The 14,906-nt window shown below is 60.2% G+C and carries 11 protein-coding genes and 3 pseudogenes; 7 read left to right on the top strand and 7 right to left on the bottom strand.

What is annotated here, in order from left to right; genetic code table 11:
• Positions 1–11: 11 nt before the first annotated feature.
• The 3 genes from VSR68_RS39925 to VSR68_RS39915 are packed head-to-tail and all read left to right on the top strand — an operon-like array spanning position 12 to position 3,209.
• Positions 12–1,589 carry an amidase gene (locus VSR68_RS39925; protein WP_342944976.1) on the top strand — a complete coding sequence of 526 codons (1,578 nt, stop codon included), beginning with the start codon at positions 12–14 and terminating at the stop codon, positions 1,587–1,589.
• 16 nt (positions 1,590–1,605) lie between these two features.
• Positions 1,606–1,959: a RidA family protein gene (locus tag VSR68_RS39920; RefSeq protein ID WP_342944975.1), complete on the top strand. Its 354-nt coding sequence runs from the start codon at positions 1,606–1,608 to the stop codon at positions 1,957–1,959.
• Between the two features lie 11 nt (positions 1,960–1,970).
• Positions 1,971–3,209, top strand: a complete 1,239-nt coding sequence (locus VSR68_RS39915) for an FAD-dependent oxidoreductase (protein ID WP_342944974.1) — start codon at positions 1,971–1,973, stop codon at positions 3,207–3,209.
• Positions 3,210–4,449: 1,240 nt separating this feature from the next.
• Here VSR68_RS39915 and VSR68_RS39910 read toward each other — a convergent pair.
• Both VSR68_RS39910 and VSR68_RS39905 read right to left on the bottom strand, forming a co-directional pair.
• Complete coding sequence (locus VSR68_RS39910; protein WP_342944973.1) at positions 4,450–5,475, bottom strand: chemotaxis protein CheB; 1,026 nt, start codon at positions 5,473–5,475, stop codon at positions 4,450–4,452.
• Between the two features lie 852 nt (positions 5,476–6,327).
• A complete protein-coding gene (locus tag VSR68_RS39905) occupies positions 6,328–7,452 on the bottom strand; it encodes a YbdK family carboxylate-amine ligase (protein WP_342944972.1) in 1,125 nt (374 codons plus the stop codon).
• Between the two features lie 561 nt (positions 7,453–8,013).
• Here VSR68_RS39905 and VSR68_RS39900 point away from each other — a divergent pair.
• Complete coding sequence (locus VSR68_RS39900) at positions 8,014–8,562, top strand: DUF4142 domain-containing protein (protein ID WP_342944971.1); 549 nt, start codon at positions 8,014–8,016, stop codon at positions 8,560–8,562.
• A gap of 78 nt (positions 8,563–8,640) precedes the next feature.
• On the opposite strand, the gene VSR68_RS39895 is transcribed toward VSR68_RS39900, so the two are convergent.
• Positions 8,641–9,108, bottom strand: a complete 468-nt coding sequence (locus VSR68_RS39895; RefSeq protein WP_342944970.1) for a BON domain-containing protein — start codon at positions 9,106–9,108, stop codon at positions 8,641–8,643.
• A 261-nt stretch (positions 9,109–9,369) separates the two neighbouring features.
• Here VSR68_RS39895 and VSR68_RS39890 point away from each other — a divergent pair.
• Positions 9,370–9,624, top strand: a pseudogene (locus VSR68_RS39890) (CBS domain-containing protein); the annotation flags it as partial.
• Here the strand turns inward: VSR68_RS39890 and VSR68_RS39885 are convergent.
• Positions 9,618–10,021 (bottom strand): annotated as a pseudogene (locus tag VSR68_RS39885) (c-type cytochrome); the annotation flags it as partial. The pseudogenes VSR68_RS39890 and VSR68_RS39885 overlap by 7 nt on opposite strands.
• A 625-nt stretch (positions 10,022–10,646) precedes the next feature.
• Here VSR68_RS39885 and VSR68_RS39880 point away from each other — a divergent pair.
• Positions 10,647–10,784: pseudogene (locus VSR68_RS39880) on the top strand (IS6 family transposase); the annotation flags it as partial.
• A gap of 119 nt (positions 10,785–10,903) precedes the next feature.
• Here the strand turns inward: VSR68_RS39880 and VSR68_RS39875 are convergent.
• The 3 genes from VSR68_RS39875 to VSR68_RS39865 are packed head-to-tail and all read right to left on the bottom strand — an operon-like array spanning position 10,904 to position 13,546.
• Complete coding sequence (locus VSR68_RS39875) at positions 10,904–11,641, bottom strand: ABC transporter ATP-binding protein (RefSeq protein ID WP_342944969.1); 738 nt, start codon at positions 11,639–11,641, stop codon at positions 10,904–10,906.
• 36 nt (positions 11,642–11,677) lie between these two features.
• Positions 11,678–12,697 (bottom strand): ABC transporter substrate-binding protein, encoded by a 1,020-nt coding sequence (locus VSR68_RS39870; protein WP_342944968.1) that lies wholly within the window; start codon positions 12,695–12,697, stop codon positions 11,678–11,680.
• Between the two features lie 24 nt (positions 12,698–12,721).
• Positions 12,722–13,546: an ABC transporter permease gene (locus tag VSR68_RS39865; protein ID WP_342944967.1), complete on the bottom strand. Its 825-nt coding sequence runs from the start codon at positions 13,544–13,546 to the stop codon at positions 12,722–12,724.
• A 969-nt stretch (positions 13,547–14,515) separates the two neighbouring features.
• On the opposite strand from VSR68_RS39865, the gene VSR68_RS39860 reads away from it, so the two are divergent.
• A partial coding sequence (locus VSR68_RS39860; RefSeq protein ID WP_342944966.1) for a thiamine pyrophosphate-binding protein occupies positions 14,516–14,906 on the top strand: 391 nt, incomplete at its 3' end.

The raw sequence follows: 14,906 nt of genomic DNA, 5'->3' as shown, positions 1-14,906 counted from the left end.
ACAAAAAAGCCATGTCCGATAACAACCTCGTGAGCCGCAATGCAGTCCAACTGCGGCGCATGATCGGCGCGAAAGAGATTTCGCCCGTCGAACTGCTCGATGCGTGCATCGATCGGATCGAAGCCATCAACCCTGCCGTGAATGCTGTTACGGCGACCTGCTACGACGCCGCGCGCGAAGCCGCGAAGGCCGCCGAACGCAAGGTGCTCGCCGGCGCGCCGCTGGGACTGTTGCACGGCTTGCCGCTCGGCGTGAAGGATCTCGAAGATACGGCCAACCTGCTCACGACATATGGCTCGCCGATGTCGCGCGCTCATGTGCCCTCGCGCGATGTAGTGCTGGTCGAGCGGCTGCGCGCGGCGGGCGCGATTCTCGTCGGCAAGACGAACGTGCCGGAACTCGGCGCCGGCGCCAACACGCGCAATCCCGTTTGGGGCGCGACGGGCAATCCGTTCAATCCTGAACTGAACGCGGGCGGTTCTTCGGGTGGCTCGGCCGCCGCCCTCGCCTGCGACATGCTCCCCGTTTGCACCGGATCGGATACTGGCGGCTCCCTGCGCATTCCCGCATCGAAATGCGGCGTCGTGGGTTTTCGGCCGTCGGCGGGACTCGTGCCGAACTCGCGCCGACTCCTCGGATGGACGCCGATTTCCGTTGTCGGTCCGATGGGCCGCGACGTCGAAGAAACCGCCCTGCAACTCGCGGCGACGGCGGGTCTCTGTTCGGGCGATCCGCTCAGCTACGAAGTCGATGCGAGCCGTTTCACGAGATTGCCCGAGTTCGATCTGGCGACGCTACGCGTCGCTTACACAGAGGATTTCGGCGCGTGCGACGTCAACGACGACATTCGCGCGGTGTTCCGCTCGCGCATGGCTGCGCTCGGCAAGATGGTGCATACGTGCGAGCCGGTCCACTTCGATCTCGGCGATGCGCACCGCGCGTTCGATGTGATCCGCGCGGAAAGCTTCGTCGCCGGATTGCGCGATGCCTATACGCGCGATCCCGACGACGCGGAAAGCTTCGTCGCCGGATTGCGCGATGCCTATACGCGCGATCCCGACGCGCTCGGGCCCAATACGCGCGCGAACTATGAAATGGGCGCATCGATGACGCTCGCCGACAGCGCCTGGGCGCAAGCCGAGCAGACGCGCATCTTCAAGCGCTTCCAGTGGGCGTTCGAGCAATACGATGTGGTCGTGTCGCCGACCACGCCGGTGTCGCCGTTCCCGTGGCGCGAGTTGTATGCGGCGCAGATCAACGGCCGCGCGCAGGAGAACTACTATCGGTGGCTTGCGCTGACCTATGTCGTGACGCTCACGACGCATCCGGCGATCTCGCTGCCGTGCGGCGTCGATCATGCGGACATGCCATTCGGCTTGCAGGTCGTCGGCCCGTTCCATGGCGACCTGAAAACGCTGTCCGTTGCGCGCGCGATGGAGCGCGCGTTTGACAACGACCCGGCACTGCGCAGACCGCGCCCCGATTTGTCGAAGCTTACGCAGCCGAACCCGGCGCTGAAGTCGATCGTCACGGCGCCGCCTGTCCTCGATGCGAACAGCGCAATGGAATCTGGCATGTCATCCGTCTAACTTTGAAGAGCCGTTCATGTCCAACGAAATCAAACGACTGCAAACCAACACACGCATGAGCCAGGTGGTGATCGCCAATGGCATCGTGTATCTATCGGGACAGGTACCCGATACGGCGAATGCATCGGTCACCGTGCAGGCGACGGAAGTGCTGACGCGCATCGATGCGCTGCTCGCGACGGCGAACATCGACAAGACGCGCGTCATCTCGGCCAATATCTGGCTCAGTGATCCGAAGCACTTCGACGAATTCAATGCGGTCTGGGAAGCATGGGTTCCATCAGGCCATGCACCGACGCGCGCCTGCGTGCAGGCATTGCTAATGAAGCCCGGTCTCAATGTCGAAGTTGCTGTCACCGCGCTCGCATAACGAGAACCGCAATGAAGTTCGATACTCTCGTACTCGGTGGCGGCATGGTGGGCGTGTCCATCGCCGTGCATCTGCAAAAGCGTGGGCTGTCCGTCGCGCTCGTCGATCGCAAGACGCCGGGAAACGAGACGTCGCTCGGCAATGCAGGGCTGATTCAGCGCGAAGGCGTCTATCCCTATGCGCTCCCGCGCGACATTGGGACACTCGCGCGCTACGCTTGCAACCGTTCGCTGGATGTCCGATACCATCCGCGCGCCATGCCGTCGGTGATGCCGTTTCTGGTTCGATACTGGCATCACTCGCGCGCGGATCGCCATGCGGCCATCGCGCGTTCTTACGCGACGCTGATCGAGCACTGCGTCAGCGAGCATCGTGCGTTGGTCGAGGCATCTGGTGCGCAGGCGTTGTTGCGCACCGGCGGTTGGCTCAAGGTGTTTCGAAGCGCGTCCAAGCACGACGCCGAGGTCCGCGTCGCGGAACTGTGGAGAAGAGAATACGGCGTCGGCTTTCAGGCGCTCGATGCCGCGCGCTTGCGGCACGACGAGCCGTCGTTGAGTCACGCGTTGATCGGTGCATTGCGGTACACCGACGCCGATTCCGTGAGGGACCCGAACGCGCTCGTGACCGCGTACGCACGCTATTTTGAGAAGCTGGGCGGACGCCTTTTCATCGGCGATGCGACGACGCTCGAAACGGGATGGAGCGTCGCGACGGAGGAAGGCCGCATCGATGCGCGTTCGGCCGTGATCGCGCTCGGCCCTTGGTCGGATGTGGTCACGACGCGTCTGGGATATCGACTGCCGCTTGCCGTCAAGCGCGGTTATCACATGCACTACGCGGCGCAGGAAGGCGCGCGCCTGAATCAGCCCTTGCTCGACGCCGAAATCGGCTACATGATGACGCCGATGGCGCGCGGCATTCGTCTCACGACGGGCGCGGAACTGGCTTATTGCGATGCGCCTCCTACGCCCCTGCAACTCGACGCGATCGAACCGATCGCGCGGGAAACGTTTCCGCTCGACAAGCGGCTCGATGAACAACCGTGGCTCGGTCGTCGCCCCTGCACGCCGGACATGATGCCGATCATCGGGCCCGCGAACCGACACAAAGATCTATGGTTCGCCTTTGGACACGCGCATCACGGGTTGACGCTCGGCCCTGTCACCGGGCGTTTGCTCGCTGAGATGATCACCGGCGCCAAACCGGTCGCGGATCCTCTTCCGTTCCGCGCTGACCGATTCGGTTGCTAAGAGGATCGAACGTTGATGAACGACAATCGCTGCCACGGACTTGAGACCGTGGCCCGATGCCCCAGAACGACCCGTTGTCGCCATCCGGGTCGCCGCCCCTGCAACGGCTGTTCTTGAATGTCCAACGGTCGTTCGATATAGAAAAACCTCCTGACTAGGCGTCTAACAGTTAGCGCTTCCCTTTCCCGAGATGCTTACGCTTTTTTCTCAGCCTCTCGGTCTCCTGCTGGGCTGTTTTCCGGCTCTTCCATCGCGAGCTGGTGAGTTGTACTCGCTCCCAACTGAAGCTCGCCGCGCATCCTTCACGGAGGCGTTTTCAACCGCTGCAGCAGTGCAATCGAGTCCGTAGCGGCAAGCTCGGGAAAAAGCCGGAGGCCGTACCGTATCTGCATCGCCAGCCCGCCGGCGCTCGTGACCCGCGGGCGCACGATGCTCACGTGTTTCATCGCTATCGCGGCCACCGTCGACATCCCGGTGGGCAGCGGGACCGCATCGGTCGCCGATCTCTACACCGCCGATGGGCGAGACGTTGGGGCGCGGCCGTCGAGGAAGCGTCCCCGCGCAGCCATGGGATCGAAGCCTTCCTGGCAAAACACAAGTCCAAGTGCTCGCACTAGACGTTGCGCCCCGGAGTCGCGTATGGCCCTGAGGCGCAACGGACGGCCGATGATCGTGACCGGTTTGGCTCGTCCCAATAGGCGTTCACCTTCCGCCCCGTCAGCCGTACTGGATGTTGAGGTCGCGTTTGACTGGTGCGAAGGGCTTGCTCTTTGTCAACGCTATCGAACTGTCCTTCTGAATACCGATGCTAGTTCCACGCTCGAAAAGTACTAGCGCCTTTTGAGGGCCACGAGGCGTGACACATAAGCTGATGGACTGATGAGCCGCAGCCCCTGCAGGTACCGGTTAACGGCGACCCGCTGGCGGACGGTGAGATCATCTCGGGATGTGAGCGAGCGAATCCGAGGCTCCATCTCAAGCGGAGCCGATGCAAAATCGCGGTTGGTAGCCAGTTTGACGTTTCAAGCGTGACCCGCTGACCGGTTGGCGTTCAAGCCTGAAATCAAGGTCTGTCTGGTCGGGGCTCGTTATGATCGGGCGCGGCTTGACGGGCATCAAGGGCAGCACCCGTCGGGATTAGCCGCCGGGCTGCCACATCAATGTTTTTTGTGACTGCGTGGTCTTGACGAGCACACAACCCGGCAGGACAGTCGGTGAACGTGCGCGCTATCGCCGGCCTTTAACTACTGCTTTCTCCGTCATGGAAGAGAGCTGGGTCCTCCACGAGCTCACGCAGTGGCTTCAAGCTTTTGTTGGCAGCTTCGGTAACCCGTAGGTATCGGTCTGCATTGGCAAGGTTTCCCGAATGCCGGGCCAGTTCCGCCGCCTGCCTCAAAAGCATGATTTTTTCCTCAATGGATCTGACCGTATCCCACAAGGTCCGATCGATCTCGACATTGAGTTCCGCCATCAGCGTCTTCATGGAAAAGGCGTGACCTGTGTGGCAACGGAACCGGACGATTGAACCTTCGTGGATCTCGACCAGAACGCCGTGGCATTCAGGACATGTGTATCGCGATACGTTCCCAAGCTCCATGATTCCCGACTCCATGCCGCTCGCACCACCGGCTATACGGTTTTCCACGACCATGCGTTCCGGCGCAACGCCGCGACGGCCTGTTGCAACCGGTTCCCCAGAGCGTTCGGCGATCTGTTGCGCCAGCGATGCGAGATTGCCAACGAAGTCTGTTTCAACGTGCTCGATCGCACTTTCTGGCATCGATGCGTGTTCGGCTTCGGAGGGCTCCTGCACCAATACCATGCCACCCTGATCCTTGATCGCCCATAGGCCGGCCGTGCCGTCATCCAATGCGCCCGTAAGCAGCACGCCAATGGCGCGAGGCCCACAGTGGACAGCCGCTGACCTGAACAGGGCGTCGATAGATGGCCTTGCGCGGCATTCTTTCGGGCCGCGTGTCAGCTTGACGCGGTCCGCATCCACCGTCAGGTGCCTGTCAGGGATGGCGACATAAACAGTCCCTTTCTCCAGTCGCATCCCGTTTTCGGCGGCGACCACACGGAGTCGCGTGGCTCTCGAGATGATGCTATGCAGGAAGCTTGGAGAATGTGAAGGAATGTGAAGCACCACAAGCACAGCCGCGGGCAGCGAAGCAGGCAAACGGCTGAACAGGGCAGTCAGCGCCGGTACCCCGCCTGCGGAGGCGCCGACTGCGACAATATCTCTGGTATCCGGATGGGGCTGCACGGTCTCTCCTTTCGTCATTCAACGGGACGAAAACATTCTGATTCGTGACCAGACGGGATCGCTGCCGTGCGATCTGCGAAAGACCACGCGTACCTCCATCCGAAAGCGCAAGCTCCATGCCTTGACCCATCTGCTGCAATCGATGCCTGCTCGCCAGAGTTGCGGATGCTTTCTCACAGAAGGTGTTTTCGAATGAAAAAGAGCAAGGCCGGGTTCCGCTCGTGACAATAAAGATGCTGACGATTGACGACGATTTCGCGCGTCCGCCTGGTAAGCCGCAAAACGGCATATACGGTTCAGGACATGAGACGGAACTGCTCCTCAACGCGCGCTCAAATTTCTGCTTACGATGCGGGAGCTCATAGATTAGAGGGTAGCCGCATTCCCTCTCGGAAAAGCGGCCCCCGAAGAACGGAGCGTGCGACTCTCACCGCACTCCGCACGTGCGTGCACGGCATTAAGCGTCCCGCTGACGCCGGCCTCGCCGAGTTGCACGAAACCTTCGCAAGCGTCACATCGTTGATTCGCCTCATCGCTGAGACGAGGGGCGCAAAACCACACAAGGACGGTCTCTCTCAAGCCGCAGTGCGGCGTGAAGGTCAGGCAGGTTCCGTATGTGCAACATAGGTGAACTGTTGATAAACCTCGTGAGGGGTCATGGGGTCACCCCGGCACCAGCAAACGGATGCTCCAGATGTACTCGTCGATACGACGCATCAACGCCGGTTCGGTGTCGCCTGCAGCACGTCACACGTAGTACACGCTCAAGCGGCTTGTCCCTACCGGCTTCGCCTGGCGTGCCCGATCGCGTGCATAAATCGGATAAACATAGAGCTCGCGGAAATCCAACGTCTATTCCATCTGCGCACCACGCCAGATCTGACATTGCTGGCGGGCAACTTCATGCAACGAGTCATTCGCGGCGTAAATGCGGCGCAACCACATGGCGTCGCCGAAACCGTCAGCCACAGTGCGCCTGATGGTATCAAGGCCTTCCTCAGCGCCCAGAATCTGCGCGTGGCCAGCGATTGCTTCCAGCGTGGCAAGAATATCGTCTCGAATCGGACCGCGATGCCTGGTCTGCGGGTTCACGCATACTCCATCGAGCCCGAAGCGGCACGCCATGAACCGATTCGTCTTGTATACCTCATAATCCCGCTCACTGAAGCGCACAGGCTTTTCCACGAGCAAATAACGCGCAACTGCCTGAATATAAGCGGCGATTGCGGCGGCCCATTCCACGCGTAGCGGTGTGTCCATGACACGTACTTCAATCGTGCCATACCCCGGGCTTGGACGTATATCCCAGTAGAAGTCTTTCAGACTATTGACGAGGCCCGTGACCGCCATGCGATCGAAATATTGCTCGAATTCGGACCACCTCGTAACGAAAGGCGCTTGCCCAGACAAGGGAAATGGGGCGACCGAATTCAGCCGGGCGCACTGGAACTGCGTATCGCAGCCCTGTACAAACGGCGAGGAAGCAGCCAAGGCTATGAAGTGTGGAACGTAACGCGAAAGCGAATGCAGAAGAACGAGCGCCGAATCAGCGTCTGAGCAGCCTACATGCACGTGTTGGCCAAAGATCGTGAATTGCTGATAGAGAGCCCCATACTGTCCCATCAGGTATTCTGAGCGTTCGCGCCCGTCAGAACGCTGGTCGTACCAGTTCTGGAAAATATTTGTGCCTCCGCCGCAAACCCCGACATTCAGAAAGTCGGCTGCCCTGACCAACGTATCACGAAGGGCCTGCAATTCGTTCTTCAGCTGGTCGAAATTCCGGCACACGCCTGTCGACAGCTCGATCATCCCTTCCGTCGTCTCCGGCTTCATCGCCCCTGCAAAATGCTGCTCTCTCACCAGATTCAGCAACTCCGTCGCCGCCTTCGTCAGATTGTAATCGTGGGTATTGACGACCTGAACTTCAAGTTCGACTCCAATCGTGAACGGATCTGATGACGCGAATGGCTGCAGCATAGGATGTCCTGTTGCACGACGATGCTCACCCCGGCCTTGACGTATGAGCCGGCGCTGCCGCATCTGGTCGGATGAAACTTAGATGGGTGCTACCGATGTGCAGCGCCAACGGCGACCTCACTGAAAAACGTCGATCGGAGACCAACACCGGATGGGTTTTCTCATTTACGTGCCTTGGCTAGCGCCAAATAGGGCCTCCGCTGCGGGTCCGCGTGCGGGTGCCTTTCGAGTCACAGAGCTATATGAGTGCGGTATTTCGTACGTGATTTTCTCCCTTCTTCGACCGAACCTGGACCCCTCCGGGACAACCAGCGCGTCAACCGACTGGCTCCACATGGTTCGGAGCAGATGCTATGCCCTACGCTGACCCTGCCTTTGACGTACACGAGTGGCGCCGGCCACCATGACGCGCGCGTTGCGCTGAGCATTCGCCATGCCCGCGCCCATGTCCGTTCGACGCAACCTCTTGCAAGAAAGAGCGAGCGGCTCGCCACTTGCTCCCGGTATAAAAGGTCCACAAACCATCGATCGGCAAGTCGATGCATGATCGGGAGAGCAGCGATGAAATTCAGCCATATCGTCATTTGCACAACCGTGTGCACGAGTGCACTCGCGATACCTTCGCTCGCGTCAGCGCAAACGCCCGCGCCTTCGGCGACGGCCGCAAGCTCCGTCGGTCAGGTCGACAAGGAGTTCGTAGAAGCGGCGTCGATGGCGTCATCGACGGAAGTCGATGCGTCAAAGCTCGCTTTGCACAATACGAACGACAAGGACGTGAAGTCCTTCGCGCATCGCATGATGGTCGATCACACGAAACTGGCGATGCAACTGAAGCTCGCCGTACCGCATGATGTGACAGTGCCAAAGGACAACCCGGACACGGCGATGATCGATTCGTTGAAAGGTCTCAAGGGTAAGGCATTCGACGATGCCTATATCTCCAGGATAGGCCTCGTGGGTCACAAGGAAGCCGTAGCCGCATTTGAAAAGGAAATCTCGGACGGCCAGGACGGCAGCCTGAAAAAAGCGGCAAAGAACGCATTGCCGACTATCCAGAAGCACTACCAGATGGCTCAAGACCTTGCGGCAAAAAAGGGCGTGTCGCAGTAGCCAGTCTGCCTGGCAGCACGGAACGAACATGCCGCTTCTGCTGTGCCATCCATCTGCAAGGCCTTGACAACGGGTCGCTCAATGCCTGAGCCCTGCAATGCCCTGCAGTTCTGGAACCTTACCCGGTCCGTCGTACACGGAAAGATGGTCGTCCACATGCTCGACGCCGGACACGGCGTTGATTGCCCTGATCATCCGGGCACGCTCCGCAGCCAGCACATTTCCGCTGACGCAAACATGGCTGTGCTCCGCGCTGATGTCGACCGCCTTCGGATTGCTGACCACTCTGCCCAACCGCGAACGCACCCGTTCGACCAACTGCACGTCGCTCGTCGGCGCACTGGATACGGCTTCATGCATGGTTCCGTATACGCGCCCTGCAATGCGTCTCGCCTGCGCGCGGGCTCGCTTTCCGAGCTTTCTTCCGGAAGCGGTCACCTTGTCGTGCAGCATCGCCCGCCGCCGTCTCCCCGACTGCCTGTCGAAATGGAACATCGCCACCGCGCCAGCCGCCGCGGCAGCCACGCAACCCAGGAGTGTTTTCATATCCGCCTCCTTTCGTGCAAGCCTTCAGCCCAGCTCCATCCCCAACCTCGTCTCGCATGCGGGCAACGGCGCCAGCCTGACGCCGCAATCCTTTCGCACCCGGATAATGAGTATCCGTTATGCCGGATCCGCATTGGCGGGCGACAGGAATCGATCACGGGCGCGCATGTGCAGGTTGAATGCGCTTGCCGAGCCTCATCGGCTGATGGAACGGCGGGTGCTCGCTGGATACCTGTCTCGGTGACATTGAAGGAGCCTCTCATGACCACCGTAAGCGAAGTGATGACGCGCGATGCCGCGACGCTCGCGCCCAGCGATACCATCCGCCATGCGGCGTCCATGATGGAGCGGCTGAATGTCGGTGCGCTTCCTGTCTGCGACGGAGTGACGATGATCGGCATCGTGACGGACCGCGACATCGTCGTGCGCGCAGTATCACAAGGCCTCGATCCGACCACGCCCGTCGAAGGCGTCGCGAGCGGTCCCGTCCAATACTGTTTCATAGACACAGGCATCTGCTGACGCGGCGGCCCGGCGCGCGTGGCGGGACTGCTGCCGCCTTCGACCAGCAGCCGGATCAGCGATGTCGTATCTTCCGCGAGCACCGACGGGTTTCCCGCGAGTGCCGGAAACACGCTGGGAATGCCCGCGCCATCGTCCTGGTGGCAGCGTGAGCAGACATTGAATCCCGTCGACAACGCATCCGGCACGCGGCTGCCATTGGCCGGCGAGCGCGCGGGATCGGCTTTCGGTCAATACGTGCCGGACGCGCGCTGCGCGGGCAACGACTTCAGGTAGCGTGCTATCGCGTTCAGATCGTCGTCGACAAATACTGCGTACTGTCCTCGACCTGCGCGACCATGCTGCGGTATGCGATCACACCTGCACGGTGCACCGTCTTGAGGAACGTGGCGGCGGTGTTCATTTCATCGGTTAGTCGAAAGACTATTACACAGTAGCCTCCAATCTGGTTCGATATCCTAATAAACGTGGCTAATTCGGTCTTCCCGCGTGAAATTTTCCCAGTTTGTACGTGCCCGCTTGCCTTTGCGTTCATCGGCTAGAAACCGACGCCGACACCCACACCCACGCCACCACCATAGCTGCCACCTCCAACGCCGACGCCAATGCTGGGACCTGGCGCGTAATAGCCCGGGCCGTATCCGTCAGCCGGGTAGCTGCTGTACGGCTGGGCGGCAACGCATCCACCAACGCCGGCCGCTAAAGCCAGTATGCCGAAAAGCCTGACCATGATCGCCCTCCCGCGCATCGATTGCATAGCGAGAATTTTAGTCCTCAAGGCTGACACGCCATTGCTGTCTGGATGATCATCCAGACAGCAAGCACGCCCCGTTGGCCTTGAGGTATCGCTCTCGGGTCTGAAATATTTTTCGCGTGCAATCTACGCGGCATCGGGTTCGAACGCAGCACCCGCCGAAAGAAGCACTTTGCGGCTGCGTTCTCGCGACACTTCACTTTTGCACCACGCGGTCTGCGTGACGGAGTCTCCGTGTTCAAGGTTTCGATTGCACGCGCACGTTACCGACCAACTGCGCAGTTATCCGGCTGCAAAGGCCGATACACCTGAGCGCGCTCAGGGCACCCACATTCTCGTCAAAGCGGCTGCACGCGTGAACAACCGCGCCGAGAACAGCCACCAACTGACCCGTAGTCGCGGCGCATGGCATGGTTGAACTGTCTCGTCCGCGGTCGATGCAGTTGTCTGATACGAGTAATCATTCTTGCGCCACAGTTAACCTACGGCCATCAATGACAACGCCCTTCCCGCCTAACATCAATGCGCGAGAATTCCCATCGCGCGCTTCTTCAGCTCCAGAAAGTGCGGTTCGAATGCGACCTTCGGCGTGCGCGGCCGTTCGAGTTCGATGGGCACGTCGAGCGCGACTCGCCCCGGTCGCGCCGAAAGCACGACAAGGCGCGTACCGAGAAAGATCGCTTCGTCGATGTCATGGGTGATGAACACGACCGTGCAGTGGAGCTGCTCCCACAGCTCCGTCAAAAAGGTTTGCATAGAACTTCTGGTCTGCGCATCCAATGCTCCGAAAGGCTCGTCCATCAGCAGGACCTTCGGCTTCATGACGAGTGCCCGCGCGATCGCCACGCGCTGCTGCATTCCGCCCGACAGTTCATAGGTTTTGTGCCGGGCGAAAGACTCGAGGCCGATGATCCGCAGGATGTCGGCCGAGTCCTTTCGGCGTTGCGCCTTGGGCACCGAATGCAGTGACGGTCCGAACTCGATGTTTTCTTCCACGCTGAGCCACGGAAACAAACCGGCCTGCTGAAACACGACGACACGGTCGGCACCAGGCTGGTCCTTGATCTCGCCATCGATATAGATGTTGCCCCGCGAGGGTGACGTCAGACCGGCGAGCAGGTGCAGCAAGGTGGTCTTTCCGCAGCCGGAGGCGCCGAGCACGGTGACGAATTCGCCGCCCCGAAACTGCAGATTGATGTTTTCCAGTGCCGATGTCGCACCGAATGTCTTGTACAGTGAATCGATGACGATGTTCAAGTTCGTCTCCTGCTTGATGGTCAGACAGTCAATGGATCAATGTGCGAAAGATTTGGAGTACTGTGGCGCGACATTCGAGTCGAAGTTCGCCGGCACTGACGGAATGCGGCCTATCATGTTGAGCACCTTGGCTGTATTCACCAGCGTCAGATAAGTTGCGGAGGTTTTCACGCCTGCGTCGAGGCCCATTACTTTCGGCGTGGTCTGGTCGGCGCCGGAGAACAGTTCGTAACCGGCAAGCTCACTCTTCGCAACAGGCACAGTCACGCCCGTCGCGCGCGCCATTTCAGCGAGCGCCTGGTCCCGGTTCTTCATCGTCACCTGATAGCCCTGGTCGAGAGCCGCGACGAAACCGCGGACCAGATCCGGATGCGCCTTCGCCCACTCCGAGTTGGCAATACAGACGTTGTAGCTCGAGGCTTCTCGCGGCAGATCGCCATCGGTCTTGATTGCCTTGCCGCCGGCCGCGCGCAGCGCGCTGAATACCGGGTCCCAGACGATTGCCGCATCGATCGCGCCCGTCACCCAGGACGTACGCATCTGCGGCGGCGCCATGTTGATCTGCGTGACCGACGAATACGGCACATGCGCAGCCGCGAGGAAAGTCGCCAGTTCGAAGGAGGCCTGCGAGCCGGCCACGATCGCGATCTTCTTGCCTTGCAATGAAGCGACGTCATGTATGCCGCTGTCGGGCTTGACCACGATGCCGGCCGCTTCTGTGTAGCGCTCCTGGTTGTATACGATCGTCATCGGCAAGCCCTGCGCGATCGCGGTGACGAGCGGTGGAACACCGAGGCCGCACATGAACGTGAGACTGTTCGACGCCAACGCGCTCATCGCCGCAGGGCCCGAACTAAAGAGCTTGTACTGCACGTTAGCGTTCATCTGGTGTTCGAACATATGCTCGGCCATTGACACCATGTACGGATCGGCGCCGTTATCCTCGTAGCCGATGATGACCTCGGGCTTGTTCTGCGAGTAAGCCGCGCCCGGAACAAGACAACTGCCGGCAAGCATAGCCGCGGTGACACCAAAGACCCATTGCATCTTTTTCATTTTTCGTCTCCTCCGATAACCCGATCAGTTATGTCCGCGCCAGGGAACGACCAAATTCTCGATCTTGCGAATCACCAGCTCCATCGCATACCCGATCAACCCGATGATCACGATGCCAACGATCACGATGCCGACCTGCAGCGCCTGTCCGGCGAACTGCACAAGCCAGCCCAGCCCGCTGCTCGCCGCGATCAGTTCCGCTGCAACAAGACACGTCCAGGCCACGCCGATCCCCACGCGCATCGCGGTGAAGATCTCCGGCATCGCCGAAGGCAGCACGACCTTGCGGAAGATTTGCGCGTTGCTCGCACCGAGCGTGCGAGCGACCGAGATGCGCAAAGGCGGCGTGCTTTTCACGCCCGACATGGTGCCGATGATGATGACGGGGATCGTGCCAACGAGAATCAGGATGGCTTTAGGCAATTCGCCGATGCCGAACCACACCACGAGCAACGGGATATAGGCGAGCGGCGGAACTGGCCGGACGAACTGCAGCAAGGGATCGATGATGTCGAAAACGATCTTGTTCCGCGACATCAGGAGTCCGATTGGAACGCCGATCGCAATCGCGCCAACGAAGCCGATGACGATGCGAAAGCAACTAATCAGAACGTCGCTGACCAGCGTCTGCCCGCCATATCCATTGTGGACAATTTCGACGAAGGCCTGCCACACCGCCACCGGCGACGGCAGCGCGAACGCAGGGAAGATTCCCGCCATCGATACCGCCTGCCAAAGCATGACGGATACCACGAGTACAGCAGTCGTCAACCAGTACGAATTCCATTTCCCGCGGGCGCGGCGGATCTTGATCACCGGCTCGATTGTCGAGTCGGCGGGATGCTTCATCGTCCTTGCTAGTCTGGGTAAGGCTCTCACCGCCGTCTCCTCAAGTTGAAAAACAATGAGCACGCCAAGGAACGCCCTTTGTCACCCAATTCGCACGCGCGGCGTACGATTGCGACGTTGAACTGCCGGTCGGCAACTTGAAGTTCCGCGTCCTGTTTTGGTTCCGTCTCAAGTATAGTCAGCGGCTACCCGGACAGATTTCAGCTTCTCGCATTCGCACTTGCGATCTCGCTCGTTAAGTCAAGCATTCTCAATCAATAAAGCGGGGGGTAGTACCAGGCGAGAAGATCCGATGGGTCCAGCGCCCGATGAGCATCGTTCTTTGTCTTTCGCGGTGTCGCGGGAAACCTGGCTTGGTTTCTTCCGATTATTTCGACTGCAGAACTGCCCGCAGCAAGGGCACGACGCCCGCGCTCGTGTTGAGCTTGTTCCCGAAGCCGCTGTTCGGACTGTCTCATCGCCAACAGTCAGTCTGAATTTACCTGAGCGACTCGGGCGGCTGGTATTGAATACCGGGTGTTGATTGACTGGCCGATAACCAGTCTCACAAACGTCCGGCCAATTTGCAGAACTACGCATATTCCTTCGTCTACGGCCAGTTCGATCAATTGTTCTTCTTGATCTGCCGATCAACGGCGAAGGGATCGCATACGGTTTTGCGACGCTCTCTCGATCCGCGCGCTGGCCCAGGCGAAAGCTTCGCACTGGTGCTACCGCCTTCGACGGGCAAACCCTAACGTGTCGATATACCGTGCCGCGCCCGTCTTCTCCTTTGACGTACGGCACCGGCTTTTTCAGCAGCCCGCCTGACCCGAGTGCATCGGCGCTTGCTCGGGCCGGTCATTTTGAAACAAAACGTTCCATTTCATTTCAAATTCATGCAACGACGGCGGAATCCCTTGACCCGTATGGGGCACCGAATAGCATTCGAGATACGGCATTCCGTCAAACGATAACCGGAGACAGTTGATGAGCGAAAAGACCCCAACCCAGACGGCCAGCGGTCCGCAGGCCATGACCCCGTCCGAAGCCTTTGTCGAAACCCTGGCCGCCAACGGCGTCACCGAGATGTTCGGCATCATGGGCTCCGCCTTCATGGACGCGATGGACATCTTCGCGCCCGCGGGCATCCGCCTGATCCCCGTCGTCCACGAACAGGGCGCCGGTCACATGGCCGACGGCTATGCGCGCGTCTCGGGCCGCCATGGCGTGGTCATCGGGCAGAACGGCCCGGGCATCAGCAACGCCGTCACCGCGATTGCCGCCGCCTACTGGGCGCACAGCCCCGTGGTCATCGTCACGCCCGAGGCGGGCACCATGGGCATCGGACTCGGCGGCTTCCAGGAAGCGAAACAGCTGC

This window comes from Paraburkholderia phymatum, from assembly GCF_038900715.1.
Taxonomy (GTDB): Bacteria; Pseudomonadota; Gammaproteobacteria; order Burkholderiales; family Burkholderiaceae; genus Paraburkholderia; species Paraburkholderia phymatum_A.
Note: the sequence above shows the minus strand (reverse complement) of the source record. Positions and strands in the feature narration are given on the sequence as shown.

Bases quoted from the DNA above. Each gene is read 5' to 3' on its own strand.
- VSR68_RS39925 (WP_342944976.1), top strand. From the start codon at position 12: ATGTCCGATAACAACCTCGTGAGCCGCAATGCAGTCCAACTGCGGCGC.
- VSR68_RS39915 (WP_342944974.1), top strand. From the start codon at position 1,971: ATGAAGTTCGATACTCTCGTACTCGGTGGCGGCATGGTGGGCGTGTCC.
- VSR68_RS39895 (WP_342944970.1), bottom strand. From the start codon at position 9,108: ATGAAAACACTCCTGGGTTGCGTGGCTGCCGCGGCGGCTGGCGCGGTG.
- VSR68_RS39870 (WP_342944968.1), bottom strand. From the start codon at position 12,697: ATGAAAAAGATGCAATGGGTCTTTGGTGTCACCGCGGCTATGCTTGCC.
- VSR68_RS39920 (WP_342944975.1), top strand. From the start codon at position 1,606: ATGTCCAACGAAATCAAACGACTGCAAACCAACACACGCATGAGCCAG.
- VSR68_RS39865 (WP_342944967.1), bottom strand. From the start codon at position 13,546: ATGAAGCATCCCGCCGACTCGACAATCGAGCCGGTGATCAAGATCCGC.
- VSR68_RS39900 (WP_342944971.1), top strand. From the start codon at position 8,014: ATGAAATTCAGCCATATCGTCATTTGCACAACCGTGTGCACGAGTGCA.
- VSR68_RS39905 (WP_342944972.1), bottom strand. From the start codon at position 7,452: ATGCTGCAGCCATTCGCGTCATCAGATCCGTTCACGATTGGAGTCGAA.